Source organism: Nocardia sp. 149-1B (genome assembly GCF_057747975.1).
In genome coordinates this window covers 4,051,565-4,077,747 of record NZ_CM173233.1, presented here as the reverse complement: position 1 = coordinate 4,077,747, position 26,183 = coordinate 4,051,565, and the positions used below count along the sequence as shown (strand labels likewise).

The 26,183-nt window shown below is 73.1% G+C and carries 18 protein-coding genes; 11 read left to right on the top strand and 7 right to left on the bottom strand.

Going from position 1 to position 26,183, the window contains the following annotated elements; all coding sequences use genetic code 11:
* Positions 1–10: 10 nt before the first annotated feature.
* From AC3ANS_RS19430 to AC3ANS_RS19415, 4 genes are read left to right on the top strand one after another with little or no spacing between them, the layout of a single operon-like run.
* Positions 11–2,524, top strand: a complete 2,514-nt coding sequence (locus tag AC3ANS_RS19430; protein ID WP_488293224.1) for a glycosyl hydrolase 2 galactose-binding domain-containing protein — start codon at positions 11–13, stop codon at positions 2,522–2,524.
* On the top strand, positions 2,521–3,876 hold the full coding sequence (locus tag AC3ANS_RS19425) for a GH1 family beta-glucosidase (RefSeq protein ID WP_488293223.1): 1,356 nt from the start codon (positions 2,521–2,523) through the stop codon (positions 3,874–3,876). The genes AC3ANS_RS19430 and AC3ANS_RS19425 overlap by 4 nt, the downstream gene beginning before the upstream one ends.
* The gene (locus tag AC3ANS_RS19420; RefSeq protein WP_488293222.1) at positions 3,869–5,593 is read left to right on the top strand and encodes a hypothetical protein; all 1,725 of its coding nucleotides are present in this window, start codon (positions 3,869–3,871) and stop codon (positions 5,591–5,593) included. The genes AC3ANS_RS19425 and AC3ANS_RS19420 overlap by 8 nt, the downstream gene beginning before the upstream one ends.
* Positions 5,578–7,098 (top strand): FAD-dependent oxidoreductase, encoded by a 1,521-nt coding sequence (locus AC3ANS_RS19415; protein WP_488293221.1) that lies wholly within the window; start codon positions 5,578–5,580, stop codon positions 7,096–7,098. The genes AC3ANS_RS19420 and AC3ANS_RS19415 overlap by 16 nt, the downstream gene beginning before the upstream one ends.
* Positions 7,099–7,209: 111 nt before the next feature.
* On the opposite strand, the gene AC3ANS_RS19410 is transcribed toward AC3ANS_RS19415, so the two are convergent.
* The 4 genes from AC3ANS_RS19410 to AC3ANS_RS19395 form a co-directional block, all read right to left on the bottom strand.
* Positions 7,210–8,301: a threonine aldolase family protein gene (locus AC3ANS_RS19410; RefSeq protein ID WP_488293220.1), complete on the bottom strand. Its 1,092-nt coding sequence runs from the start codon at positions 8,299–8,301 to the stop codon at positions 7,210–7,212.
* Between the two features lie 195 nt (positions 8,302–8,496).
* The gene (locus AC3ANS_RS19405; protein WP_488293219.1) at positions 8,497–9,261 is read right to left on the bottom strand and encodes an amino acid ABC transporter ATP-binding protein; all 765 of its coding nucleotides are present in this window, start codon (positions 9,259–9,261) and stop codon (positions 8,497–8,499) included.
* A complete protein-coding gene (locus tag AC3ANS_RS19400) occupies positions 9,258–10,730 on the bottom strand; it encodes an ABC transporter substrate-binding protein/permease (protein WP_488293218.1) in 1,473 nt (490 codons plus the stop codon). Before AC3ANS_RS19400 ends, AC3ANS_RS19405 begins: the two co-directional genes overlap by 4 nt.
* A 380-nt stretch (positions 10,731–11,110) precedes the next feature.
* Complete coding sequence (locus tag AC3ANS_RS19395; protein WP_488293217.1) at positions 11,111–12,325, bottom strand: protein O-GlcNAcase; 1,215 nt, start codon at positions 12,323–12,325, stop codon at positions 11,111–11,113.
* Between the two features lie 16 nt (positions 12,326–12,341).
* Here AC3ANS_RS19395 and AC3ANS_RS19390 point away from each other — a divergent pair, with 16 nt between their 5' ends.
* From AC3ANS_RS19390 to AC3ANS_RS19365, 6 genes are all read left to right on the top strand, one after another.
* Positions 12,342–14,186 carry an MBL fold metallo-hydrolase gene (locus AC3ANS_RS19390; RefSeq protein ID WP_488293216.1) on the top strand — a complete coding sequence of 615 codons (1,845 nt, stop codon included), beginning with the start codon at positions 12,342–12,344 and terminating at the stop codon, positions 14,184–14,186.
* Positions 14,183–15,205, top strand: a complete 1,023-nt coding sequence (locus tag AC3ANS_RS19385; RefSeq protein WP_488293215.1) for a LacI family DNA-binding transcriptional regulator — start codon at positions 14,183–14,185, stop codon at positions 15,203–15,205. The genes AC3ANS_RS19390 and AC3ANS_RS19385 overlap by 4 nt, the downstream gene beginning before the upstream one ends.
* Before the next feature lie 132 nt (positions 15,206–15,337).
* Entirely contained in the window at positions 15,338–16,312 is a 975-nt protein-coding gene (locus tag AC3ANS_RS19380) for an ROK family protein (RefSeq protein ID WP_488293214.1), read from the top strand.
* Positions 16,305–16,883: a D-sedoheptulose-7-phosphate isomerase gene (locus AC3ANS_RS19375; RefSeq protein ID WP_488293213.1), complete on the top strand. Its 579-nt coding sequence runs from the start codon at positions 16,305–16,307 to the stop codon at positions 16,881–16,883. Before AC3ANS_RS19380 ends, AC3ANS_RS19375 begins: the two co-directional genes overlap by 8 nt.
* Entirely contained in the window at positions 16,880–19,510 is a 2,631-nt protein-coding gene (locus tag AC3ANS_RS19370) for an alpha-mannosidase (protein WP_488293212.1), read from the top strand. Before AC3ANS_RS19375 ends, AC3ANS_RS19370 begins: the two co-directional genes overlap by 4 nt.
* Complete coding sequence (locus tag AC3ANS_RS19365) at positions 19,503–21,332, top strand: hypothetical protein (RefSeq protein ID WP_488293211.1); 1,830 nt, start codon at positions 19,503–19,505, stop codon at positions 21,330–21,332. Before AC3ANS_RS19370 ends, AC3ANS_RS19365 begins: the two co-directional genes overlap by 8 nt.
* Before the next feature lie 28 nt (positions 21,333–21,360).
* Here AC3ANS_RS19365 and AC3ANS_RS19360 read toward each other — a convergent pair whose 3' ends face one another.
* The 3 genes from AC3ANS_RS19360 to AC3ANS_RS19350 all read right to left on the bottom strand — a co-directional run bounded on the left by AC3ANS_RS19360 (position 21,361) and on the right by AC3ANS_RS19350 (position 24,543).
* A complete protein-coding gene (locus AC3ANS_RS19360) occupies positions 21,361–22,230 on the bottom strand; it encodes an NAD(P)-dependent oxidoreductase (protein ID WP_488293210.1) in 870 nt (289 codons plus the stop codon).
* Positions 22,230–23,606: an aldehyde dehydrogenase family protein gene (locus AC3ANS_RS19355; protein ID WP_488293209.1), complete on the bottom strand. Its 1,377-nt coding sequence runs from the start codon at positions 23,604–23,606 to the stop codon at positions 22,230–22,232. The genes AC3ANS_RS19360 and AC3ANS_RS19355 overlap by 1 nt, the downstream gene beginning before the upstream one ends.
* 112 nt (positions 23,607–23,718) lie before the next feature.
* Positions 23,719–24,543, bottom strand: coding sequence for a helix-turn-helix domain-containing protein (locus tag AC3ANS_RS19350; protein WP_488293208.1), 825 nt, complete (start codon positions 24,541–24,543; stop codon positions 23,719–23,721).
* 257 nt (positions 24,544–24,800) lie between these two features.
* On the opposite strand from AC3ANS_RS19350, the gene AC3ANS_RS19345 reads away from it, so the two are divergent.
* A complete protein-coding gene (locus AC3ANS_RS19345; RefSeq protein ID WP_488293207.1) occupies positions 24,801–26,180 on the top strand; it encodes an amidohydrolase family protein in 1,380 nt (459 codons plus the stop codon).
* The last annotated feature ends 3 nt before the right edge of the window (positions 26,181–26,183 follow it).

The following is a 26,183-nucleotide window of genomic DNA, read 5'->3' as shown; positions in this document are numbered from 1 at the left end:
CTTCGGTCCGGTGACAGAGCTCCACGACGGGTGGACCGTGCGCGAGGCGCTCGGTCGCACCTGGCAGTGGTACGTCGATGCTGCGCTGCCGGTGGCCGGCAACAACGTCGCCGACGCGGCCGCCTCCGCGGCCGCCGCCCCCGGCTGGCTGCCCGCGCGGGTGCCCGGTTCGGTGGTCGGGGCGCTGGTGGACGCCGCCGAGGTGGCCTCGCCGTACGTCGGTCGGCAGAGCCGCCAGGCCGAGTGGACCGCCAACCGGCACTGGGTCTATCGGCGGCCTCTCGACTCAGTCGACCTCGGGCCGGACCAGCGGGCCGTCCTCGAGCTCGACGGCGTCGACCCGGGCGGCCGCGTGTTCGTGGACGGCACGGAGGTAGGCCGGGTCACCGGCCTGTTCCACTCCTTCCGCGCCGACGTCACCGACCTGCTGCGTGGTCCGGGGCCGCACCGCCTGGCCGTCGTGGTCGACCCGGTGCCGGCCTCGGAGCCCCAGGTCGGCCGCACCGAGGACGTGCGCGTGCATGCCCCGCGGCTCAACCAGGGCTGGGACTTCAGCCCGCGGCTGCCCCACCAGGGGATCTGGCGGCCGGTCCGGCTCAGGGTCGGTACGGCGGGCCTGCACGACGTCGTGGTGGCCGCGGAGGTCGTCGACGAGGTCGGCCGGCTGCGCGTGGACGCGTCGGCCGCGGCGGCGGTGGAGGTCACCGACCCCGACGGGGCGGTCGTCGCCACCGGTCGCACCGGCGTCGCGATCGAGGTGAGGGAGCCGCGGCTGTGGTGGCCGAACCGCCACGGGGACCAGCCGCTCTACTCGGTCACCGTGATCGCCGGCGACGAGCGGTGGTCGGGCCGCACCGGCTTCCGCACCGTGCGCATGCTCCCGAACCCCGGGGCCCCGGCTGGCGCGCTGCCCTACACCGCCGAGGTCAACGGGACGACCGTGCCGCTGGTCGGCTGGAACTGGGCGCCGGTGGACTCGCTGCACGGGGACGTCACCACGGACCGGGTGCGCCACCTGGTCGGTCTCGCCGCGGCCTCGGGAGCCCGGCTGCTGCGGGTCTGGGGTGGCGGACTGCTCGAGACCCCGGAGTTCTACGACGCCTGCGACGAGGCCGGGCTGCTGGTCTGGCAGGAGTTCTCCCAGTCCAGCTCGGGGTTCCAGAGCGCGCCGGCCACCGACGAGGCGTTCCTCGCGATGATGGCGGCGGAGGCCGAGGTCGTCGTACCCCCGCGGCGCCGGCACCCCAGCCTGCTGATGTGGGGCGGTGGCAACGAGCTCGACGTCGACGGTGTGCCTGCCGACGAGGAGACCTCCCCGGTGCTGGCCGTGCTGCGCGACGCGGTCGCGTGCCTCGACCCGGGCCGGCACTGGGTCGCGACGTCCCCGACCGGCCCCGCGTTCGGCAACCGCCTCGACGTGATCGAGGCCGATCCCGACTCCCAGCACGACGTGCACGGGCCGTGGGAGCACCAGGGCCTGGCGGTGCACTACCGGCTCTACAACGCCGGCACCTCGCTGGCCCACACCGAGTTCGGGGTCGAGGGGATGGCCAACGCCCGCTGCTTCGACGACGTCGTGCCGGAGGACGCTCGGTGGCCCTGCGACCGCAGCAACCCGGTGATGCGCCACCTGGGGGAGTGGTGGGACAACGAGCCGGTCGTCCAGGAGGCCTTCGGGCACCGGCTCACCGACGTGCCCTCGCTGCGCCGGGCCAGCCAGCTGCTGCAGGCGACCGGGCTGCAGTACGCCGTCGAGGCCGACCGTCGTCGCGCGCCTCGGTGCAGCATGGTGATCCCCTGGCAGCTCGCCGAGTCGTTCCCCAATGCCTGGTGCACCGCGGTCGTCGACCATCTCGGCGAGGCCAAGCCCGCCTTCCACGCGGTCGCGCGGGCGTTCGCCGACGACCGGGTCACGCTGCGCGTCGACCGGGCGGTCTGGCCGGACCGGGCACCCGCCGCCGAGGCCTGGCTGTGGTCGGTCGGTGGCGTCGCCGCCGGCTCGAGCGTGACCCTCCGGCTGCTCGACGACCGGGGGCGTCCGCTCGAGCGCTGGGTGTGGGAGGACCTGCCGCCGGTGAGCCGCCCGGTCGGTGTCGGTGTCGGTGCGGTGCCCGCACTGCCGGCCGGGCACAGTGAGGTGCTGCTGTGGGAGGCCGTCTGGTCGGCGGCGGACGGCACCGTGGTCGACCGGACCGTCGAGGTGCTCACCACGGGCACCGACTGGTCGGGTCTGCTCGACCTCGAGACCGCCATGCTCCACACCAGCGTGCGACCGGCCGGCCCGGGCGCCGCGATCGTCGACGTACGCCACGTCTCCGGCCCGGCTGTCGTCGGGTTCCACCTCGCCGATGCGCGGCCTCCGGGGGATCTCGGGCTCCTGCACTGCAGCGGCGACCCGCGCCCCCTCCTGCCGGACGAGCAGCGGTCCTTCGAGGTCTCCTGGACCCCGGGTGCCGCACCGAGCCTCCGGCAGGAGGGCTTCAACGTCCCCGACCTGACCCTCGACCGGAGCGACCTCACGTGACCTTCCCCGACGACTTCCTGTTCGGAGCCGCGACCTCCGCCTACCAGATCGAGGGCAGCCTCGACGTCGACGGACGCGGGGAGTCGGTGTGGGACGTGTTCGCCCGGATCCCGGGTGCTGTGGAGGGCGGAGGCGACGGGTCGGTGGCCTGCGACTCCTACCGCCGGTGGAGCGAGGACGTCGCCCTCGTCAAGGAGCTCGGACTGCGGGCCTATCGCTTCTCGGTCGCCTGGGCGCGGGTGCTCCCCGAGGGTCGCGGGCGGGTCGAGACCCGAGCCCTGGACCACTACGAGCGACTCGTCGACGCGCTGCTCGCCGAAGGCGTGACGCCCGTGCTCACGCTCAACCACTGGGACATGCCGCAAGCGCTGATGTCCCACCAGGGCTGGGCCGGGCGCGAGTCGGTCGACGCGTTCGCGTCGTACGCCGCCGTCGTGGCCGACCGGGTCGCCGACCGGGTCGAGTGGTGGGTGACGCAGAACGAGCCGTGGATCATCACGCTGCTCGGCTACCAGCTCGGCCTGCATGCGCCGGGCATCGCCGACCTCGAGCTGTCCGCTCGAGCAGCGCACCACGTGCTGCTCGGCCACGGCGCCGCCGCCGACGTGCTCCACCAGCACGCCGGGGTGCGCGCGGGCTGCGCGCTCAGCCTGTTCCCGCACGACCCGGCGAGCGACTCCCCGGAGGACGTGGCCGCGGCGTGGGCCTCCGATGGCTACGTCAACCGCTGGTACCTCGAGCCGCTGCTCGGGGCGGGCTACCCCGACGACATGCGCGCCCACTACGAGCGCGCGATCGGCCGCCCGCTGGACTTCGTGCGCGACGGCGACGAGGCCGCGATCGGCGGTCGCAGCGACTGGCTGGGCGTCAACTACTACACGCGCCGCGTCGTCGCCGCCGCCGAGGTCGGCCCCGACCGGCCCTTCCCGTGGCAGGTCGTCGGACCGCGCGGCGACGTTCCGCGCACCGACGAGTCCTGGGAGATCGTGCCGTCCTCGCTGACGTCGCTGCTGGTCCGGCTCCACGAGGACTACCCCGGCACCCCGCTGATGATCACCGAGAACGGCGGGGTGTTCGGCGACGCGCCCGGCCACGACGGTCGCGTCCACGACGTACGCCGCACCGCGCTGCTGCGCGACCACGTGCTGGCCGTGGCGGAGGCGATCGACGCCGGCGCCGACGTCCGCGGCTACCTGCACTGGTCGCTGCTGGACAACTTCGAGTGGTCGCTCGGCTACCGCCCGCGCTTCGGGCTGACCCACGTCGACTACCGCACCGGACAGCGCACGATCAAGGAGTCCGGTCGCTACTACGCCGAGCTGATCCGCAATCACGGGGTGCCCGATGCCTGACCTGACCCTCACCACCGACGACCGCGAGCTCGTCGTCACCGGCGCCGCCTGGACGCTCACCGTGCGGCGCGACGCCCCCGAGGCCCGGCTGGTCGCCGGCGGCACCGACTGGGGGCGGCTCTCCCTGCTGGCCGGCGTCGACCGCGCCGAGTGCCGCGACGAGACGCATCACGTCGGCGAGGTCGCCGTGCGTGATCGCGGGCCCGAGCGGATCGTGCTGGTCCTCCCGCAGGTCACCTCGGCCTGGCACCGCAAGGCGACCGTCGTCACCTGCACGCCCGGCGGGGTCGAGGTGCACGTCGAGGTCGAGGGTGCCGGCACGATCAGCGAGGTCACGCTGCTCGGCGCGCGGGCGGTGCTGCCCACCGGTGCGGCCGGGACGTTCCGGTCCCAGCTGGTCGCGACCCGGGTCTTCGACCCGACCCCGACCCAGCCCGTCGCGGTGGTGCGGCCGGCGATGGCGGCCGTCACGCTGGGAGTGGTGGGTGACGCCGAGCCCGGGCGGCTGAACGGCATCTTCTCCCCGCCGCCGCTGCTGGTCGCCCTCGGCGCCGCCGACCCGGACGGCGCGTGGCTGAGCCTGGCGCTGCGCGACGAGGTCGAGCGGCTCACGTTCACCCAGCTGCGCTACGAGCCGGTGGACGGCGGGTTCCTGGTGCGCCTCGACTACGAGGGGCACACCCGCGTGGCCGGACCGTGGGAGTCGCCGCGCCTGGTGCTCGCGGCCGCTGGGTCGCCGTACGACGCGGTGAGCGACCATCGCGTCCACCTCGCGCAGCACGGGCTGGTGCGCGGACCGCAGCGACCGCGCGAGGACTGGTGGTCGCGCACGATCTTCTGCGGGTGGGGCGCCCAGTGCGCCGAGGCCGCGGTCTCCGGGGGCTCGGCGGCGGAGCTGGCGCGGCAGGACCACTACGACCGGTGGCTCGCCCGGCTCGAGGAGCACGGGCTCCGGCCCGGCACGATCGTGATCGACGACCAGTGGCAGACGGACTACGCGCTGCCCGGCGTCGACAGCGACAAGTGGCCGGACCTGCGCGGCTGGATCGCGCAGCGGCACGCCGCCGGGCAGAAGGTGCTGCTGTGGTGGCGGGCCTGGGCGCCGCACGGCCTGCCGGTCGACGAGTGCGTGCTCGGGGCGACGGGTCGGCCCGTCGCCGCCGACCCGACCAACCCCGCCTACCGCGACCGCGTGCGCCGCATCATGACCGAGCTGCTCGGGCCGGACGGGCTCGACGCCGACGGGCTCAAGGTGGACTTCACCCAGCGCTCGCCGAGCGGCTCGACACTGGTGGCCTACGGCGACTCCTGGGGCGTCGCCATGCTGCACGAGCTGCTGGCGACGATCTACGACGCGGCGAAGGCGGCCAAGCCGGACGCCCTGGTGATCACCCACACCCCACATCCCTCGTTCGGCGACGTCTGCGACATGGTCCGGCTCAACGACGTGCTCGACAGCGACCCGGAGGGCCGGCCGGTGCCGGCGGTCGAGCAGCTGCTGTTCCGGCACGCGGTGGTCAGCCGGGCGATGCCCGAGCACCTCATCGACACCGACCAGTGGCCGATGCAGACGCGTGCGGACTGGCTGGGCTACGCCGAACGCCAGGCGGGGCTCGGCGTTCCGTCGTTGTACTACGTGGAGCGCATCGACAACAGCGGCGAACAGATCACCGGCGCCGACCTCGAGCAGGTGGCCACCTGGTGGGCCAGTCCGTGACCGACGTCTGCGTCTACGCCGCGACGTCGGGCGGAGTCTGTGCGGCGGTGGCCGCGGCTCGGGCCGGCGCGACGGTGGTGCTGCTCGAGCCCGGGCGGCACGTCGGCGGGATGACGTCGGGTGGACTGGGCTACACCGACGTCGGCGACGTGCGGGTGCTCGGGGGGATGGCCGCGGAGCTCCGGGCGTCCGTGGCCACGGCGTACGACGTGCCGGTCGGTCGCTACGCGGGTCCGGAGCCGCACGTGGCGGAGGAGATCTTCCTGCGCTGGCTGGAGTCCGCGGGTGTGATGCTCGTGCTGGAGGCCGCGTTGCTCTCGGTCGAGGTCGACGACGGCGTGGTCGGGTCGGTGACGACCGGGGCCGGGGTGTTCGCGGCCGCGGTGTTCGTGGACGCGTCGTACGAAGGCGACCTGCTGGCGGCGGCCGGGGTGCCCTACTCCGTGGGCCGGGAGTCGCGGTCGCTGCACGGCGAACGTTTCGCCGGCCGGCGCGAGGTCGTGCCCGGGCGGCACAGCATGCCGGACTGGGTCTCGCCGTTCGACGACGACGGCTCGCTGCTGGCCCAGGTGAGCGACCGGCCGCTCGCGGACGTCGGGGAGGGCGATCACGGGGTGATGTCCTACGGCTACCGCGTCTGCCTGACCACCGCACCCGACCGCGTCCCGGTGCCGCGGCGCGAGGGGTACGACGAGGCGCACTGGGAGCTGGGCCGGCGGATCTTCCGCCGCTGGGCGGCGTCGGGTCTCGACGTCCCCGCCGGGCACCTGCTCGGGCTGGAGCCCAACCTCCCCCACGGCAAGTGCGACGGCAACTCGCTCGGGCCGTTCTCGCTCAGCGTGCTGGACACCTCGGCGTGGTCCTATCCCGACGCCGGCCCCGAGGAGCGCGAGCGGATCCGCCTGCACCACCTCCACCACGCCCAGGACTTCCTGTGGTGGCTCACCCACGACGCCGGCGTGCCCGCGGCCGTGCGGGCGGAGATGTCGCGGTGGGGGCTGCCGGCCGACGAGTTCGCCGACACCGGCCACTTCCCCCACCAGCTCTACGTTCGTGAGGCACGCCGGATGCACGGGGAGGTCCACCTCACCGAGCACGACCTGCTGTTCCCGTTCCCCTGGCCCGACGTGGTGGCGCTGGGGTCCTACCACCTCGACGTACGCGAGGTGCAGCGCGGCTGGCGCCTGGTCCACGAGCACCCCGACCCGGTCCCGCAGGTCGTCAGCGAGGGCTACTACTCCGTCCCGGTACCGGCGTACCCCATCCCCTATCGCGCGCTCACCCCGCGCCGCGAGGACTGCCGCAACCTGCTGGTGCCGGTGTGCGTCTCCGCCTCGCACGTGGCCTTCTCCTCGATCCGCATGGAGCCGCAGTACCAGATGCTCGGCCACGCCGCCGGGCTGGCGGCCGCCTCAGCCGCGCGGCGAGAGGTCGACGTGCAGGACGTCGACGTCGCTGCGCTGCAGGAGACGCTCGTGGATGCCGGGCAGGTGCTGGCGGTCTGAGGAGTGGCCGCCGTGCGCTCGGCGCGGGGTGGGCGGTGGGCTGTCCACCCGAGTTGGGGCGGACGGGGTGGATCGGGCACCGCCGGCCGGGTCGGGGCGCGGACCGACGAGTCAGCCGGTGACGGCGCGAGCGAGCAGGGCCGCCATGCCGGTGGGGTCGAGCTCCAGCGCCGCCGGAGTGACGACGATCTCGGCCTGCACGCGACCGGGCTCACGGGAGGCGTGCCAGGCGGGCAGGCCGGTCCCGTGCTCCTCGATCGCGGCGAGGGTGCGCTCGTTGACGACGTCCGCCTCGCCGGCCGTGAACAGCAGGAACTGGTTGGTCTGCGGCGTCCCGGGCTGGGTGGCGAGGTCGGCCGGCAGCGCTGCCGCGAACGCGCGCGCCCACTCGACGGTCGCAGGGATCAGCGGCAGCCGGTCACGCAGGCCGACCAGCGCCGAGACGGCCTCGGCGGTCACGCGGAACGTCGTGCCACCCATCCGACGCCGCCACAGCCGCGCCTCGTCGAGGAAGTCCTGAGAGCCGAGCAGGGCCGCGCCGGCCAGGCCACCGAGGCCCTTGTAGAACGAGACGTACATCGAGTCGAACTGGCCGGCGATCTCCGCGAAGGACCGGTCGAACCACGGCTGCGACTCCCAGATGCGGGCGCCGTCGGCGTGCAGCGCCACGCCCCGCTCCCGGCAGGCCGCCGACAGCTCGGTCAGCTCCGCCCAGCTCGGGAGCAGGCACCCGGCGTCGCGCAGCGGCAGCTCGACCACCACCGCGCCCAGGCGCCCCGGCAGCTTCGCCAGGTGTGCGGCGGTGGGCGCCTCGAACCCGCCGGTGAGGGACAGGATCTCCAGGTCGTGCAGGACGCGCGGCCCGTCCTCCTCGTGCACCAGCAGGTGGCTCAGGTCGGGCATCGCCACCCGGCGGCTCCCCGCGCGATCGCAGTGGACCCGCAACGCGGCCTGCTGGGCCATCACGCCGCTGGGGAAGAACGCCGCCGCCTCGACCCCGAACCGATCGACCAGGTCGGCCTCGAGTCGCGTGACGGCGCCGCCCTCGTCGTACCAGTCCCACTCGTCGATGCCGAGATCGCCTGCGGCTCTTGCCAGATGGGTGAAGACCTCCGACGGCGAGCCCGTGGGCTGGCCGGAGACCGCCTGGGGGCACCTTCGGGCGGCGTGGCGGACACGGGTCTCGAGGTCGTCAGCCGGCACGGCCCGACCCTACGCGCTTCGACGCTCGCGCTCGTGACTCCGGGCGCGGGACGTGTGGCGGTGTCATGCTCGTAGCCGGACAGGAAAAACTGCTCGGCGAGGTAGGCGCTGACGCGTGACGGCTCCTCTCGACGACGGCTTCGTCCTGTCCGGTTGCGGTGCCGGTGCCTGGCCGCGCGAAGAACAGCCACGGCCTCACCCCGCGTCGAGCACCCGCTGCAGGAACCGCCGCGTCCGCTCCTCGCGCGGATCGGTGAGCACCTCGACGCCGCCGCGCTCGGCGACGATGCCCCCGTCGAGGAACAGCGCCTGGTCGGCGACGTCGCGGGCGAAGCGCACCTCGTGGGTGACGATCACCAGCGTCTGACCCTGGGCGGCGAGGTCGCGGATGACGGCCAGCACCTCGCCGACGAGCTCGGGGTCGAGGGCGGAGGTGGGCTCGTCGAGCAGCAGCACCTCGGGGCGCAGGGCGAGGGCGCGGGCGATGCCGACGCGCTGCTGCTGGCCGCCGGAGAGCTGGGCGGGGTAGGCGTTCTCGCGCCCGGCGAGACCGACCTGCTCGAGCACGGCGCGCGCATCCGCCGCGGCCTCCTCGGGGTCGCGGCCCTGCACCTGCACCGGACCCTCGAGGAGGTTGCCGAGCACGGTCTTGTGGGGGAACAGGTTGTGCGCCTGGAACACCATGCCGCTGCGGGCGCGCAGCGCCTTGACCGCACGACGGTACGCCGCCTTGTCGGCCGGTGGGTCGGTGAAGTCGAGCACCGCGTCGCTGATCCGCACCGAGCCGGCCTCGGGTGTCTCCAGGACGTTCAGCGAGCGCAGCACGGTGGTCTTGCCCGAGCCCGACGGGCCGAGCAGCACGGTCGACGTACCGGTCGCGGCGGTGAAGTCCACCCCGCGCAGCACCTGGTGGTCGCCGAACGACTTGCTCAGCCCGTGCACCTCGATCAGGTCGGTCATGTGGCGTACCTGCTCAGTCGTCGTTCGAGGGGTCCCTGCGCCAGGCTCACGACGTAGCAGATCACCCAGTAGTACAGCGCGGCCATCGCGAACAGCGGCAGGTACTCGGTGGTGTTGGCCGCCGTCACCTGGGCCTCACGGAACAGCTCGGGCACCAGCACCAGCGAGGCGAGCGAGCTGTCCTTGATCAGTGACAGCAGCGTGTTGGAGAGCGGGGGCACGGCGATGCGCGAGGCCTGGGGCAGCACGATGCGCCGCATCGACTGCCGGTAGTCCATACCGATCACGGTCGCGGCCTCGAACTGTCCGCGCGGCACCGACAGGATCGAGGCGCGAATGATCTCCGCGGCGTAGCCGCCGACGTTGAGGCTGAACGCGATGCTGGCTGCGACGTACGGGTCGAGCTTGATGCCGACCTGTCCGAGCCCGAAGAACACCAAGAACAGCTGCACCAGCAGTGGCGTGCCGCGGATCACCGAGATGTAGACGCGAGCGACCGCGTCGAGGACGGGGTACGACGACATCCGCGCGAGCGCCGCGGCCAGCGCGAGCGCCAGACCGCAGACGAAGCTGATCGCAGTCAGCGGGATCGTCCCCTTGAGCACGCCGCGGAGCATCGGCCAGGCGGTGTCTTGGAGGACCTGCCAGGTCGACCGGGCGTCGGAGGCCTTGACGGTGACGTCGCGCGAGCCCTCCTTGACCGTCACGTCGGCCTTGAAGTACTTCTCCGAGATCTTCGCCAGGGTGCCGTCCGCCCGGAGCTTGCGCAGCGCATCGTCGGCCTGCTGCTGCAGCTCGGGGTCCGACTGGCGGAACGTCAGGGCCTGCTCGAGGGTCTCGTCGCCGGCGTCGCCGGCGATCTTGACCCGGTCGTTGCCGGAGGTCGCGAGGTAGTCGAGCACGGCGATGTTGTCGTTGACGATCGCGTCCACCCGGCCCTGCGCCAACAGCTCGACGCCGGGCCCGAAGTCCTGGACGTACTGGATCTTCGCGCCGGCGGCCTTGGCCACCTGCGACCAGTTGCTGCTCGCCGTCTGGGCCGTCGTGCGGCCCGACAGGTCGGCCAGCGTGGTGATGTCGTCGGTGTCCTTGCGGGTGACGATCACGCCGTGGGAGTAGGTGTACGGCGTGCTGAACAGGTAGCGCGCCTCGCGGTCGGGGTTGATCGTGACCTGGTTGGCGATCACGTCGATGCGGCCTGAGTCGAGGGCAGGGAACAGCGAGTCGAACGGCGCCTCCACGAACCGGACGTCCCAGCCGGCCTCCTCGCCGACCGCCTTCATCACCTCGATGTCGAAGCCGGTGAGCTGGTCGGTGCCGGGGTCGCGGTAGGTGAAGGGCGGGTAGGTGCCCTCGGTCCCGACGCGCACCACGCGGGGAGCCGACTCGTCGGCCGACGCCGCGCTGGGCATGCCGATGAGGAGCCCCCAGGCGAGGGCGATCAGCGCGAGCAGCCGGGTCACGGGCACCCGGCGACGGTACCCGGCGAGGTGTCGGACGAACCCACGTCCGGGTCCGGAGACAAAGCGAGACCCCGCTGGCGTCTCGGGTCACCAGCGGGGTCTCGAGAAGAAATCTACTCGACGTCGAGCCCGTTCCGCGACGGCTGAGCAACCTCTTGAGCGAACCTAGAGGTTCACGGGTTCGGGGCCGCGGCACCCGCGGCGCGGTCGTTGGTCGGGCAGCCGGCGTTCGTGCACACCCGGTCGTCGACGGTGTCGTCCGCCTCGTTGACGACCAGGCGGCTGTGCGGCCGCAGCTCGACCGGGGAGCCGCAGACCTCGCACGGCCCGGTTGTCGGAGTACATGCGACGGTCGTTCACCGTCGCCCGGGTCCGCAAACCTCCGATCAGTCCTCGAGCGCGGCCCGCACGTACGGCGCCAGCACGCCATGGAGGACCTTCGCCTCCACCGACTCGGCCTCGGCCAGCTCGGCCGCAGCGAGGGTGAGATCGCCGGTGGCCGCCGCGATCGCGGCCCGGGCGAGGGCGCGGCCGGCGACGACCCAGTCGTGGATCTCGCGGGCCAGGTCGTGGTCGAGGTCGGTGGGCATCTCGGCGAGGGGGACGAGCAGCCAGCTGATCGCGGCATGGTCGTCGGCCGCGATCGCCGCGGAGAGCGCGGGCCAGGGATCCGCCGACGGCGGCCAGGCGGAGCAGGCTTCGACAAGCGGGCGCAGCGGTGCCGGCGCGAGCGCCGCGACCGCGTGGGCGTGGGCCGAGACGGCGTCGTACGACGCGGGGTCGGCGGCGTACTCCGCCACCGTCGCCAGCGCGATCCGCGACGCCCGTGGCTGGACCATCGGGTTGGCCATGATCCCGACCAGCCCGTCCGGCCAGAGCCGCGTCGGGCGGTCGACGAGCGGGCCGAGGAAGAGCCGGGAGGGCTCGAAGTCGTTGACCGGGAAGTTGTCCCACAGTGCCAGCGGCCGACCGAACGCCGCCCGCGCCGCCGCAACCTCCTCGTCGGTGATCGCCCCGACCACGATGTCCGAGCCGGTCCAGAACACCACGCTGTGCTCGGGCAGGCCGGTGCCGAAGGCCGTGCGGTACGCCGAGGTCTGGGTGCCGGCGTAGTCGGTCGGGACCACGAGCAGCGGCCGCTCAGACGTCGGGTCCTCGCCCCGCGGAGCCAGGAACCCGGCCACGAACCGCCGGCACACGCCCGCGTGGGCGGTCCCGTCGACGGCCGGGTCGGTGGAGAGGTCGATGTCGTCGAAGAACAGCGAGAACCGGCGCACCCCGATGTCCCACAGCTGACCGGCCTTGGCGTGCAGGGCCTCCTGCTCGGCCGGGTCGTCCCAGCGCATCGACAGCCCGGGGTGGATCGCGTAGACGAGCTCGACACCCACGGCCTGCGCGTGCCTGACGAGAGCGGACAGGAGACCGAGCTCGACGTCGGGGTAGGGCTCGCGCCAGAGCGCCCGGTGCCACGGGTCGTCCTTCGGCCCGTAGACGTAGGTGTCCAGTCCGGCGTCGGCGCAGAAGTCGAGGTGCTCCAGCCGGTCGGCGTGGCTCCACGGGCGACCGTAGAACCCCTCCACAGTGGCCCGCAGCACCCGCATATGGGAACGTTACCGCATGGTCGACGAGCTGGCCCCCGGACTGTTCCGCGTGCGCGACACCTGCCACGTCTACGTCGTGGCGGGCCCGGACGGGCCGGACGGCAGGACCGGCATCGCGATCGACTTCGGCTCCGGGGAGGTCCTCGACCACCTCGCCGAGCTGGGGATCGACCGGCTGAGCCACGTGCTGATGACCCACCACCACCGCGACCAGGGGCAGGGCCTGCAGCGCGCGGTGGACGCCGGGATCGAGATCGTCGTCCCGCCGGTCGAGCAGGACCTGTTCGCCCGGGTCGACCGGATGTGGGAGCGGCGCCAGGTCATCGAGGACTACAACCTGCGCGAGGACCGGTTCTCGCTCCTCGCGCCGGTGCCGGTCGCCGGCCTGGCCCAGGAGTACCGGACCGCGACGTACGGCGGCGTCGACGTGCTCGCCCTGCCGACGCCGGGGCACACCCCGGGCTCGGTGAGCTACCTGGTCGAGGTGGGCGAGCGCCGCGTCGCCTTCACCGGCGACCTGATCTACGCGCCGGGCAAGGTCTGGTCGCTGGCCGCGACCCAGTGGTCCTACTCCGACCAGGAAGGCCCGGCCATGACGGTCCTCTCGGCGATGCTGCTGCAGCGGGAGGGTCTCGACCTGCTGTGCCCCTCGCACGGCGAGCCGATGGCGGACCCGGCCGGTGCTCTGGGGTCGCTCGAGGCCACCATGCAGCGATACGTCGACTCGCGGCGCGCGGACCCGTGGGACCTGCGGCGCCGGCTCGACGAGCCGTTCGAGCAGCTCACCCCCCACCTGCTGCGCAACCGCAGCAGCCTGGCCTACTCCTACGTCCTGGTCTCCGAGTCCGGTGCCGCGTTGCTGTTCGACTTCGGGTTCGACCAGACGACCGGCCTGCCGTCGGGGTTCGACCGAGCCGCCCGGCGGCCCTGGCTCGCCTCGCTGCCGGCGCTCAGGCGCGACCACGGTGTCACGCACATTGAGGTCGCGATCCCCACGCACTACCACGACGACCACGTCGCGGGAATGCCGCTGCTGCGCGAGGTGGAGGGCACCGAGATCTGGACGCCGGCCCACATCGCGCCCGTGCTCGCCACCCCGCTGCACCACGACCTTCCGTGCCAGTGGTTCGACCCGATCCCCTCCGACCGGGTGCTCGAGGTCGGCGGCACCGTGCGGTGGCGGGAGTACGAGATCACCGTCCACGACCTGCCGGGGCACACGCTGTTCGCCGCGGCGTACGAGATCGAGGTCGACGGCGTCCGGGTGCTGGTCACCGGCGACCAGCAGGACGGGTCGTGGGTCCCGGGCGAGCGCGCCGAGACGCTCAACTACCAGTACCGAAACCGGTTCCAGGTCGCGGACTTCCGCAAGAGCGCCGCGCTCTACGCCCGGATCCGCCCCGAGCTGATGGTCAGCGGCCACTGGATGCCGCGCTGGGTCGACGACGCCTACCTCGAGATGCTGGCCCGCCGGGGCGAGGAGGTCGTGGATCTGCACCGCCTGCTGCTGCCCGACGACCTGCACCTCCCGGTCGACAGCGTGCTCGCGCGGCTGACGCCGTACTACTCGCTGGTCCAGTCCGGTGCGGAGCTCCTCCTCACCGCCGAGGTGCACAACCCGTTCGACCACGACGTCACCGCCGAGATCGGGCCCGTGACGCCGTACGGTTGGCACCACTCGGGGCCGGTGCGCCGGCTGGTGCAAGCAGGAGGGACGGAGCAGGTGGAGTTCAGGATCGTGGCCGCGGGGCCCCCGCGTCGTCGCGCTCGCGTCGCGGTCGACGTCCGGCTCGGTGAGCTGAGGCTCGGGCAGCACGCTGAGGCGCTCCTCGACGTGCTCGATCCCGAGGGTTCGCGATGAACCAAGCGAGCCGCCGCGCCACCCTCCGCGACGTCGCGGAGGCCGCAGGGGTGTCCCGCTCCACCGCCTCGCGGGCGCTGACCGGACAGGGGTACGTCGCGGAGTCGGTCCGCGACCGCGTGCGCAGCACCGCGCTCGAGCTCGGCTATGTCCCCGACGCGATGGCCCGCACGCTCAAGCAGCAGGTGAGCCGGTCGATCGGCATCCTCGTCACCGACCTGCGCAACCAGTTCTACGCCGACCTCGCCGCCGGGGCGAGCCAGCAGGCGAAGGCGAACGGCTACACCACGATGCTCGTCGACGACGGGCCGTCCGCCGGTGACGACGACTCGGTGGCCGAGGCCTTCGTCGCGCTGCGCGTCGGCGGCGTCGTGGTCACGCCGACCTCCGCCGCGGTCCCGGAGTACCTCGGGCGGCACCGGATCCCCGTCGTCGAGGTCGACCGGCAGTTCACCTCCGAGGTCAACGACGGGGTCGTCGTCGACAACCCCGCGGGCGCCCGTGCCGCCACCGAGCACCTGCTCGGGCTGGGCCACCGCCGGATCGCGCTGTTCATCGACGAGACCGACTGGACCACCGGCGAGGGCAGGTGCCGGGGCTACCGCGACGCGCTGCGCGACGCCGGGCTCGAGGTCGACCCCGACCTGGTGGTCTCGGCCGGCTGGGACGTCGAGGACTCCCGCGCCCGGGCGCTCGCGATGCTCCGCGGCCCCGACGCCCCCACGGCGGTCTTCGCCGCCAACAACGTGCTCGCCGAGGGCGTCTGGCGCGCGATCGCCGAGCTCGGCCTGGCTGTCCCCGGCGACGTGAGCCTGGTGGCCTTCGACGATGCGCCGTGGATGAGCATGGTGACCCCCGGGGTCACCGCCGTGGCCCAGGACTCCGTCGAGCTGGGGGCGGCCGCCGTACGCCGGCTGCTGCAGCGGCTCGAGCATCCCGACGCGCCGCCGGAGACGACCGTCGTGGAGGTCGAGCTGCTGACGCGCGGGTCCACGGGACCGGCTCCGCAGGCCTCCTGAACGCCCCGGCCTGGTTACGTTCCCACATTTCTGCCCGGATCGGTTGACCCGCCGGGAAAGCGGCGCCTACGATCCTGTGTGGGAACGTTGTCACATAGCGGTTCCCCGTTGACCCGGATCCGGAGGAACCTCATGCAGCAGGCGTTCCCGCCTGACGTGCCACCCGTGCTCGCGCTCGACATCGGCGGCACCAAGCTGGCCGTCGCGGTCGTCACCCCCGACGGGGTGACCCGAGGCTGGCAGCTCGGCCCCACCCACCGCGAGGAGGGTCCCGACCGGGTCCTCAAGCGGCTCTTCGAGCTCGGTCACCAGGCCGTCGAGGCCGCGGGTGCCGGGCCGGTCGCCGCGGTCGGCATCTCCTGCGGAGGCCCGCTCGACGCCGTCGCGGGGGTGCTCGAGTGTCCGCCGCACCTGCCGGGCTGGATCGACATCCCGGTCACCTCGCTCGCCGCTGAGGAGTACGGCGTCCCGGCGTACCTCGAGAACGACGCGACCGCCGGGGCCCGCGCCGAGCACCTCTTCGGCGCCGGGATCGGCGCGGGCACCATGGTGTACCTGACGGTGTCGACCGGCGTCGGCGGCGGCGCGATCATCGACGGCCGGCTGCACCGCGGTGCGGCCGGCAACGGTGGGGAGTTCGGGCACGTGATGGTCCACCGTGGTGGGCGGCCGTGCTCCTGCGGACGGCGCGGCTGCGTGGAGGCCTACGCCTCGGGCAGCGCGATCGCCGACCGGGCCCGCGAGGCGCTGCTCGACCACCCCGCCTCCGCGCTGGCCGGGCTCGACCCGCTCACCGCCATCGACGTGTCGCGTGCCGCCGCAGAGGGCGACCCGCTCGCCCGGCGGATCTGGGAGGAGACCACCGACGCCCTGGGCTGCGCGATCACCGATCTCGTCAACGTCTTCGAGCCCGACCTCGTCGTGCTCGGCGGCGGCGTGACCCGGTCGGGGTCGATGCTGCTGGAGCCCGTGCGTGCCCAGGTGCGCGCGGAGGCGATGGGGCCGGCGGCCCGGACCGCCCGGATCGAGCTGGCCAAGCTGGGCGACGCGGTGTGCGTCGTCGGTGCGGGCGCCGTCGCGCTGGAGAGGGTGGCCGCCGGTGCCTGACTGGATGCGTGCCCACGTCGCCGAGCACATCGCGGTGGCCCGCGAGCTCGACGCGCTGCTGCCCGACGTCGAGGCGGCGGCCGCCGCCATCATCGCCGCGTTCGACCACGGCGGGGTGCTCTACACGATGGGCAACGGTGGCAGCGCGGCCGACGCCCAGCACTTCACCGGTGAGGTGATCGGCCACTACAAGCGCGACCGGCGCCCGCTGCCGGCCGTCACCCTGACCACGGACGCGACCGCCGTCACCTGCATCGCCAACGACTACTCCTTCGACGACGTGTTCGCCCGCCAGGTCGAGGCGCTGGCCCGGCCCGAGGACGTCGTGTGCGTGTTCACGACCAGCGGCACCTCACCCAACGTGGTGGCCGCCCTCGCGCAGGCTCGGGCGCGCGGTGCGCGCACGCTGCTGTTCGGCGGTGGCACCGGGGGCGACTGCCTCCGGCACGCCGACGTGGCGCTGGTGGTGCCCTCGACCGCGACCCCACGCATCCAGGAGATGCACACGCTGATGATGCACGTGATCAGTGAGAGGATCGACGCCTGGGCCGCCGAGGAGGACCCCGAGTGACGCCAGAGCCGGACCGTCCCGCGCCGATCGCGAACGCCCCTTCGGGCGCTCAGCCTCGCGACCTCCCCGGCGTACCCCGCCCGGTCTCCACGCCCGGCCGCACTCTGCACATGGTCGGCAACGCCCACCTGGACCCGGTGTGGCTCTGGCCTTGGCAAGAGGGCTACCAGGAGGCCCGGGCGACGTTCTGGTCCGCGATCGAGCGGATGGAGGAGTACGCCGACTTCGTCTTCACCTGCGACCAGATCGTGCTGCTCTCCTGGGTCGAGGAGTCCGACCCGGTGCTGTTCGAGCGGATCAAGGAGAAGGTCGCCGAGGGGCGGTGGGTCAACGCCGGCGGCTGGTGGGTCGAGCCCGACTGCAACATGCCCTCGGGTGAGTCCTTCGTCCGGCAGGGCCTGGTCGGCCAGCGCTACCTGCGCTCGCGCTTCGGGCGCACGGCCACGGTCGGCATGAACGTCGACCCGTTCGGCCACAACGTGATGCTTCCCCAGATCCTGCGCGGCCAGGGCATGGACTCCTACTGCTTCCTGCGGCCCGGTCCGCACGAGAGCGACCTCGACGACACGCTGTTCTGGTGGGAGGCCCCTGACGGCAGCCGGGTGCTGGCCTACCGCATCCCGTTCGAGTACTGCTCACCGCCCGGAGAGGTCGCCGGCCAGACCGAGAAGTCGCTGGGCCAGCTGGACCGCAGCCTCGACACGCTGATGGTCTTCTACGGTGTCGGAAACCACGGTGGTGGCCCGACCAAGGCGAACATCGAGTCCATCCACCGCTACGACCGGATGGGCAGCTTCGGAAGGATGCGGATGTCCTCTCCCCGCGAGTACTTCGACGAGGTCGCCGCGCGGCTGGGCGAGGACGGCCTGGCCCGGCTCACCGTGCGCCGTGACGACCTCCAGCACCACGCGGCCGGCTGCTACTCCTCCCACTCCGGCATCAAGTCCTGGCAGCGGCGTGGCCAGGCAGCCGTGCTCTCCGCCGAGCGCTGGGCTGCGATCACGGCCCGCGCCGGTGGCACGCCGTACCCCCACGACGACCTCGACCGCGCCTGGAAGCAGGTGCTGTTCAACCAGTTCCACGACGTGCTGCCCGGCTCGGCGATCGAGTCGGCCTACGACGACGCGCGCGACCAGCTCGGCGAGGCGGTCGCGATCGCGAAGCGGATCATCACCCGCTCCCAGAACGTCATCGCCCGCGACATCGCGATCGAGCAGGACACCGACAGCTCGCCGGTCGTGGTCTTCAACCCGCACCCGTGGTCGGTCACCGCGCACGTCGAGATGCAGTACGGCGTGGCCCCGTCGGGTGTCCACGTCGTCGACGACGCCGGGGCCCTGGTGCCGTCGCAGGCCATCCAGTCCGTCGCCACCACCGACGACAAGGGACGCGGGGCGACCGCGTTCAAGGCGCAGGTGCCGGCGCTCGGCTACCGGCTGTTCCGGATGGTCCGTGGACCCCAGCCCGCCGAGCCGGCCTGGTCCGGCGGCGCGCCCGGCGAGCTCACCGCCTCGGACTCCGTCCTCGAGAACGCCGTGCTCCGCGTCGAGATCGACCCGGGCACGGGCTGGCTGTCGAGCCTCCTCGACAAGCGCACCGGGGTCGACCTGGTCGCCGGTGCTCGGGGCGAGCACACCGTGATCTGCGCGGACCCCACCGACACCTGGGGGCACCGGGTGCTGTCCTACGACTGGCCCGGCGAGCCGATGCGCACCACCCGCACGGTGCTCCGCGAGCACGGCCAGCTCCGCGCGCGGCTGCGCGTCGAGCGGGCGTGGGGTCGCTCCACCATGGTCGAGGAGCTGATCCTCGGCGAGGACAGCGACGCGGTCGAGGTGCGGGTGACCATCGACTGGCGCGAGCAGGCCCACCTGCTCAAGCTGCGCTTCCCGGTCGCGGTCGACGACCCGGTCGCGACGTACGAGATCCCCTTCGGCAGCCTCGAGCGGCCGGTCGACGGCGCCGAGGAGCCGGCCCAGTCCTGGGTCGACCTCACCGGCACCGTGGGCGGCGTGCCGGCCGGCCTGGCGGTGGTCAACAACGCCAAGCACGGGTACGACGCCGCACCCGCCGGCCCGGTCGACGACACCTCGCGCTCGGCCAGCATCGGCATCACCGCGGTGCGCAGCCCGGTCTACTCCTGGCACGACCCGCGGCTGCTCGACCCGGAAGGCTTCTACTCCTTCCAGGACCAGGGCACGCAGACGTTCCGCTACCTGCTCGTCCCGCACGCCGGCGACTGGCGCGAGGCCGGGCTGCACCGGCGGGCCGCCGAGCTCGGCGGCCCGGTGCGGGCGATGCAGGAGAGCTTCCACGAGGGCCCGCGGCCGGCGTCCGACTCGTTCGCGAGCGACGGCGGCACGCAGGTCCTGATCACCGCGGTCAAGCAGCACGAGGACGGCGACGACCTCGTCGTCCGGGCTGTGGAGACCTCCGGGCGGCCGGCCATCGGCATCCTCGACCTGCCGGTGGCCGGCATCCGCCTCGAGACCGCCTTCGGGCCGAGCCAGATCCGTACGTTCCGGATCCCGCGCGTGGAACCCACCGCGGTCGTCGAGGTGGACCTGATCGAGGACGACCTCGACGAGCCGTCGGCACCGATCACGGTGACGCTCCTCGATGGCTGAGGCCGAGCTCGAGGTCCGGGCGAGCGCCCCCGAGCTGGAGGTCGCGCAGCGGTGGGGCCCGACGCACCCCACCGGACGGCGCGACCTGGTCATCACCGTCACCCACCGGGGTGCGGCGCCGGTCGTCGCGAACGTGTCGGTCACGGCGAGCGTGCCCGCCGCCGACCCGTGGTGGCTGATGCCCGGGCTCTTCTACGGCGAGAACCGGCCCGAGGGCTGCTTCCGGGTCTTCCCGCGGTTCGAGGCGGGTGGTTCTCGGCCCGAGGAGCTGGTCAGCGACCACTGGGAGTTCCGCGCGGACCGGGCGTCCACTCCTGCCGCCTTCGTCTGGGGCGACGACGGTGGGGTCGCGCTGATCGGCGAGCAGACCACGGCGGTCGGCGTCACCGGGCTCTCGCTGGCGCACGCGGGCGCCATGGCGACCGTTGGCCTGCGGTTCCCGTACGCCGAGACCCCGGTGACCTACTACGGCTCCGCGGAGCCCCGGCCGGCACAGGTCGCGACGTACTCCTGGGAGCCAGGGGAGACCCGCACCTTCACGGTCGGGGTGGGTGCCCTCTCGGCAGACCGCCACGACTACGCCGCGCTGCTGCGTGAGGACTGGGCGCTGCGCCTCCCCGGTGCGCCCGTCGAGCCGTGGGTCGACGTCGTCACCGCGGCCGACATCGCCGCCGAAGGGCTGCACCGCTGGCACTTCGACCCCGACCCCGGCGTGCTGCTGGAGACCGTCGGCTTCGATCGCGAGGTGTCGGGCCAGGACGGCCGGCCCGTGGACCGGCAGGCGATGCACGTCGGCTGGGTCAGCGGCATCCCCTGGGCCTACGCACTGCTGCGCCACGGCCGGCGCGTGGCGAGCCCGGCGTACGTCGAGGCCGCCGAGCAGGTGATCGACCTGATCTGCGACAACCTGGCGCCGTGCGGGACGTTCTGGGGAACGTGGTACCGCGAGCACGGCTGGTCGCAGAGCTGGACGCCGATCCAGGGCGGCCTGCACGCGCGCACCCTGGGTGAGGCGACGCTCTTCCTCGGGCGGGCTCTCGCCGAGCACGTGGGGCCGGCCTCGTGGGACGAGGCCTACCGGGCCAACCTCGACGCCGTCGTCGCCCGGCAGCGTGCCGACGGCAACCTCGGCTCGGTCCACGACGCGCAGACCGGCGAGGTCGTCTCGTGGAGCGGCGCGTCCGGCCTGATCTGGGTCGCGGCCCTCGCCGAGGCCGCGCCGTACGACGACGGCCGCTACCTCGCCGCCGCCGAGCGGGCCGGCGACTACTACGTGCGCTTCGTGCTCGACGAGCTGATCTGCGGTGCTCCCGAGGACGTCGACCTGGCGCCGACCTCCGAGGACGGCTACTGCGCGCTGATGGCGTACGTCGCGCTCTGGCGGCGGACCGGCGCCAGTCGCTGGCTCGACCTGGCCGAACGGGCCGCGGACTGGATGCTGACGTTCCGGTACTCCTACAACGTCGACTTCCCCGAGCGGACGCCCCTGGCGGCGTACGCGTTCGCGACCCGCGGCGGCGACCAGGCCTCACCCTCCAACCAGCACCTGCACGCCTACGGGCTGGTGTGCACCGCCGAGCTCCTCGAGCTCGCGGTCGCGCTCGGTGACGACTTCTACGCCGAGCGGGCCCACGAGACGCTCGCGTGCTTCCGGCAGCTGGTCCCCGTCGAGGACGGTCAGGTCAACGGCTACCGCGGGATGATCACCGAGCGGTACTACCAGACCGAGTGCTTCCAGCCGCAGGGCATGTACCTCACGCTGTCGCACGCGTGGAGCGCCGGCGTCCTGCTGCTCGCGTGCGAGCAGGTGCTCGAGCCGTAGCGACGGGTGTGCGTCCCGGGCCACGCGCTCACCGCTGCTCGCGGACGACCTCCGCGATCGCCGACCAGTCGTCGAGCTCGGCCCCGGGGCGGCGCGCGGCCGCCTCGAAGGCGGCGCGCAGTACCGGTGCCGTCGGCAGGGTGAGACCGGCCGCCGCGGCCGCCTCCTCGGCCAGGCGGAGGTCCTTGGCGCCGAGGGCGACCGTGAAGCCGGCCGGACGGTAGGCGCGGCGGGCGATGAGATCGCCGTACCCGCGGTGGACGACCCCGCCGAACAGGGTCTCGGAGAGCAGCGTGGTGAACTCGGACGCCTCGACGCCGTAGGCCTCGACGAGCGCGACCGACTCGGCCAGCGCCTGCAACGCGTGGACGATGTTGTAGTTCACCGCGATCTTGACCAGCGCGGCGGTGCGCGGGGTGGGGCCCATCGGCCAGGTGCGCCGGCCGATGCTCGCGAGCAACGGCCCGACCCGCTCCAGCGCCTCCGGGCTCCCGGCCGCCAGGACGTTCAGCTGGCCGGCCGCGGCCACCGGTGGGCGCCCGAGCACCGGCGCGGCGACGTACTCGACGCCGGCGGTCGTCGCCACAGCGGCGAGCTCGTCGGTGGCGGCGGGACTGAGCGACGACAGGCAGACGTGCACCCGGCCACCCGGCTGTCCCGCGAACGCCTCCCCGGTGAGGACCGCCGAGGCCGCCTGGTCGTTGGCGAGCATCGAGAACGACGTCTCGCAGCCGAGCGCCTCCGCGGGCGACGCGGCCACCCGGGCACCCGCGGAGACGAGGGCCCGGGCTCGGTCCGCGGACCGGTTCCAGACCAGGACGTCGTGGCCGGTCTCCAGCAGCCGACCGGCGATCGCCGTCCCCATCGAGCCGAGGCCGAGGAAGCCCACCGTGCTCATCAGGCGACCCACACCGTCTTGAGCTCGCAGAACTCCCGGATCCCCTCCGCCGCCAGCTCCCGGCCCACTCCGGAGTCCTTGACGCCGCCGAACGGCAGCTCGGGGTGCGAGACGGTCATGCCGTTGACGAACACCGCCCCGGACTCGATGGCGTCCACGAGGTAGGCCTGCTCGTCGGGGTCGGTGGTCCACACGGACGCACCCAGCCCGAAGGTGGTGCCGTTGGCCACGGCGACCGCCTCCTCGGCGTCCGCCACTCGGTACGCCGTGGCGACCGGCCCGAAGGCCTCCTCGGTGTGCAGGCGCATCTCGGCCGTGATGCCGTCGAGCAACATGGGGGCGACGTACCACCCGACGGCCGGCACCGCACCGCCGCCGACCACCACCCGAGCACCGAGGGCGACGGCGTCGTCGATCAGGCCGAGGACCTCCTCGCGTCCCGACCGGGTCGCGAGCGGGCCGACGTCGGTGGACTCGTCCAGGGGATCGCCGACCTTGAGCGCGCGCAGCCCGTCGGCGAACCGCTCGACGAAGGCGTCGTAGACCGCGTCGTGGACGATGAACCGCTTGCCGGCGATGCAGGACTGGCCGTTGTTCATGGTGCGCGCCGTGACGGCCGTGCGGGCCGCGGCGTCGAGGTCGGCGCTGGGCAGCACGATGAACGGGTCGGATCCGCCGAGCTCGAGCACGGTGCGCTTGATCTCGCCGCCCGCGACGGCCCCCAGGGCACGCCCCGCCGGCTCGGAGCCGGTGAGCGTCACGGCCGCCACGCGGCGGTCCCGCACCAGCTCCTCGACCCGGGCGGCCGGGACCAGCAGGGTCTGGAAGGCGCCGGCCGGGAACCCGGCCCGGGCGAAGAGGGTATCGAGGTACAGCGCGGTCTGCGGGACGTTCGAGGCGTGCTTGAGCAGGCCGGCGTTGCCCGCCATCAGCGCGGGGGCAGCGAAGCGCAGGACCTGCCACATCGGGTAGTTCCAAGGCATCACGGCCAGGACCACCCCCATCGGCTGGTAGCGCGTCCAGGCCGCGGAGGCGCCGACGGCGGAGGGGTCGGCCAGGGGAGTGTCCGCGAGGAACTCGGCGGCCCGGTCGGCGTAGAAGCGCGCGGCCCGCGCGCACTTGAGCACCTCGGCGCGGGCCTGGGCGATCGGCTTGCCCATCTCGCGGGTGAGGAGGGGGGCGACCTCGTCGAGGTCGGCCTCCAGCAGTGCTGCGGCGCTCCGCATCCAGGCCGCTCGCTCCGCGAAGCCGGTGCCGCGCAGCGCCGCGACGGCGTCGCGGGCACGGCTGACCCGGCGCTCGACCTCGGCGGCGTCGTGGGCGTCGAAGCTGGCTTCGACCTCTTCGGTGGCGGGGTTCAGCGTGACGATGGGCATGGACACCTTCCGGGACTGACTCCAGTGAATGGATCCATTTCAGCCACAGAACGAGGCGATTGTCCAGGTCGAAGCGCGACTCATCGCGCTATTGGATCCACGAGCGGGAGGTTCAGGAGTGCAACGAGGGCAGGTGGGTCACGTGCGGCGAGGGCGCGCTCAGGCCCGCGGCGCGGTCGTCGGCTCGGCGGGCCACCACGAACCAGATCGCCCGGCAGGCCTCCTCGAACGGGTTGCTGAGCCGGTGCGGTGTCATCGCGTCGAACGTGATCGAGTCGCCGGGCTCGAGAGCGTGGACGTCGAAGCCCACCTGGACCTCGAGGCGGCCGGAGACGATGAAGCCGTACTCGTGCCCGCCGTGGCGCATCATGTCGTCGTCCGGACAGCTGGAGCTGCCGGGCGCGTACTCCACGTTGAGGAAGTCGACGTGCGGATCGGCGTCACGGGTGAGGCGCTCCCAGACCACGCCCGGGAAGGTGATCCGGGCGCGGTTGGCGGAGCGCTGGACCGGGTGCAGCACGCGCGGCCACAGCCGGGGCTCGAGGCCGTCGCGGTCGGGGAAGCGGTCGAGCGAGGACGCGTGGGCCGCGAGGTCGCCCCCGGCCCCGTCCTCGGTGCCGTTCGGCCGCCCCGGAGCGGTGGCGAGCGCCTGATCCGCACGGACGCCCGCGGCGTCGCCGTCGCGTGCGTCCTCCTCGGCGCCGGTCATCAGCTCGTCGAGCGAGATGCCCAGGCAGGTGACCAGCGAGTAGAGGGTCCCGACGCTCGCGTTGACCTTGTCGTTCTCGAGCTGCGAGATGAAGCTCGGCGAGACGCCGACCCGGCGGGCCAGCTCCCTGAGGGTGAGTCCCTCTGCCTGGCGGGCCGCTCGGAGCCGAGCGCCGAGCGCGGGCCCGGCCGAGACCCCGGAGGAGGGGTCGGTGCTGCCAGCGGTCATCAGTGCCTCGCGAGATCGTCGGGGAGCCCGGCCGGGCGCCGTCGTGTTCAGTGTAGGCGAACGCTGCGCCACGTCCACTGGTCGCTCCGAGGGCCCACTTTCCCGGTGTTTCGAGCGCCTTCCCGGCGTGGGCGCGCTCCCAGCAGGCAGGTTTTACCGTCACTGAACATTTCTTCCCTCATGTCCCTTGACGTTCAGTGGTGCTACATCTAGCGTCTCGCCGAGTGACCCACGCCACTACCGGACCGAGGAGAGCAATGGCCAGCACGAGGACCCTGTTGCGCGGAGGGACCGTCATCACCTCGCGGGAGACGGGCGAGGTCCTGGAGGACGCCGACGTCCTGATCGACGGCGAGACGATCGCAGCGATCGGGCACGACCTGCCGGAGGCCGACGCGGAGGTGATCGAGCTCGGGGGCCGCCTGGTGCTCCCGGGCTTCGTGGACACCCACCGGCACACGTGGCAGTCGGTCGTCCGCAACATCGCGTCCGACTGGTCGCTGACGGAGTACCTCGCCGGCCTGCACACCGGGCTGAGCCGGCACTTCCGTCCCAGCGACACCTACGCGGCCAACCTACTCGGGTCCCTCGAGGCACTGAGCGCGGGCATCACCACACTCGTGGACTGGTCGCACAACCTGTTCACCCCCGAGCACGCCGACGCCGCCGTCCAGGCGCTGCACGACGCCGGCCTCCGGGCGGTGTTCGCCCACGGCGGCGGTGCGCAGCAGTGGGGCGCGCCGCTGCCCTCGGCGGTGCCGCACCCCGAGGACGCCCGCCGCGTGCGTGCCGAGCACTTCTCCTCGAGCTCGGGCCTGGTGACGATGGCGCTCGCGCTGCGCGGCCCGCAGTTCTGCACCCGGGAGGTCAACCGGCACGACTTCGAGCTCGCGAAGGACCTCGACCTCGACGTCACCGTGCACGTGGGTGACGGCTACTGGGGCAAGTCCGGGCCGGTCCGGGTGCTGCACGAGGACGGGCTGCTCTCGAGCCGGACGACGTACGTCCACTGCTGCACGCTCGGCGACGACGAGCTCGACCTCATCGCCGAGTCCGGTGGCAAGGCGTCGGTCGCCCCCGACGTCGAGATGCAGATGGGCCACGGGTTCCCGGCGACCGGGAGGCTGCTGCGGGCCGGGATCCGGCCGAGCTTCTCGATCGACGTGTGCAGCAGCAACGGCGGTGACATGTTCGGGACGATGCGATCGGCGATCGGTGTCCAGCGAGCCCTGGACAACGCGCCGGCAGTCGAGACCGGCGAGGTGGTCGAGCGCATCGGGCTGAGCTGCGCCGAGGTGCTGATGTTCGCGACCCGCGACGGGGCCACCGCGGCGGGCCTCGGCGACCGCACCGGATCGCTCGAGGTCGGCAAGGCGGCCGACGTCGTCGTGCTGGCCGACGACCCGCTGGCGTTGCGCCCCCTCAACAACCCCTTCGGCGCCGTCGTCTACTCCGCCCACCCGGGCCACGTCCAGGACGTGTTCGTGGCCGGTCGCCGCGTCAAGCGCGACGGTCAGCTCGTCGGCGTCGACCTCGCCCGGGTGCGGCAGCTCGCCGAGGAGACCCGTGACCACGTCGTCGGGGCGATGGAGGGCGCCACGCTCGGTGGCTCCTGGCACCCGGTGGTCGGCGCCTGATGG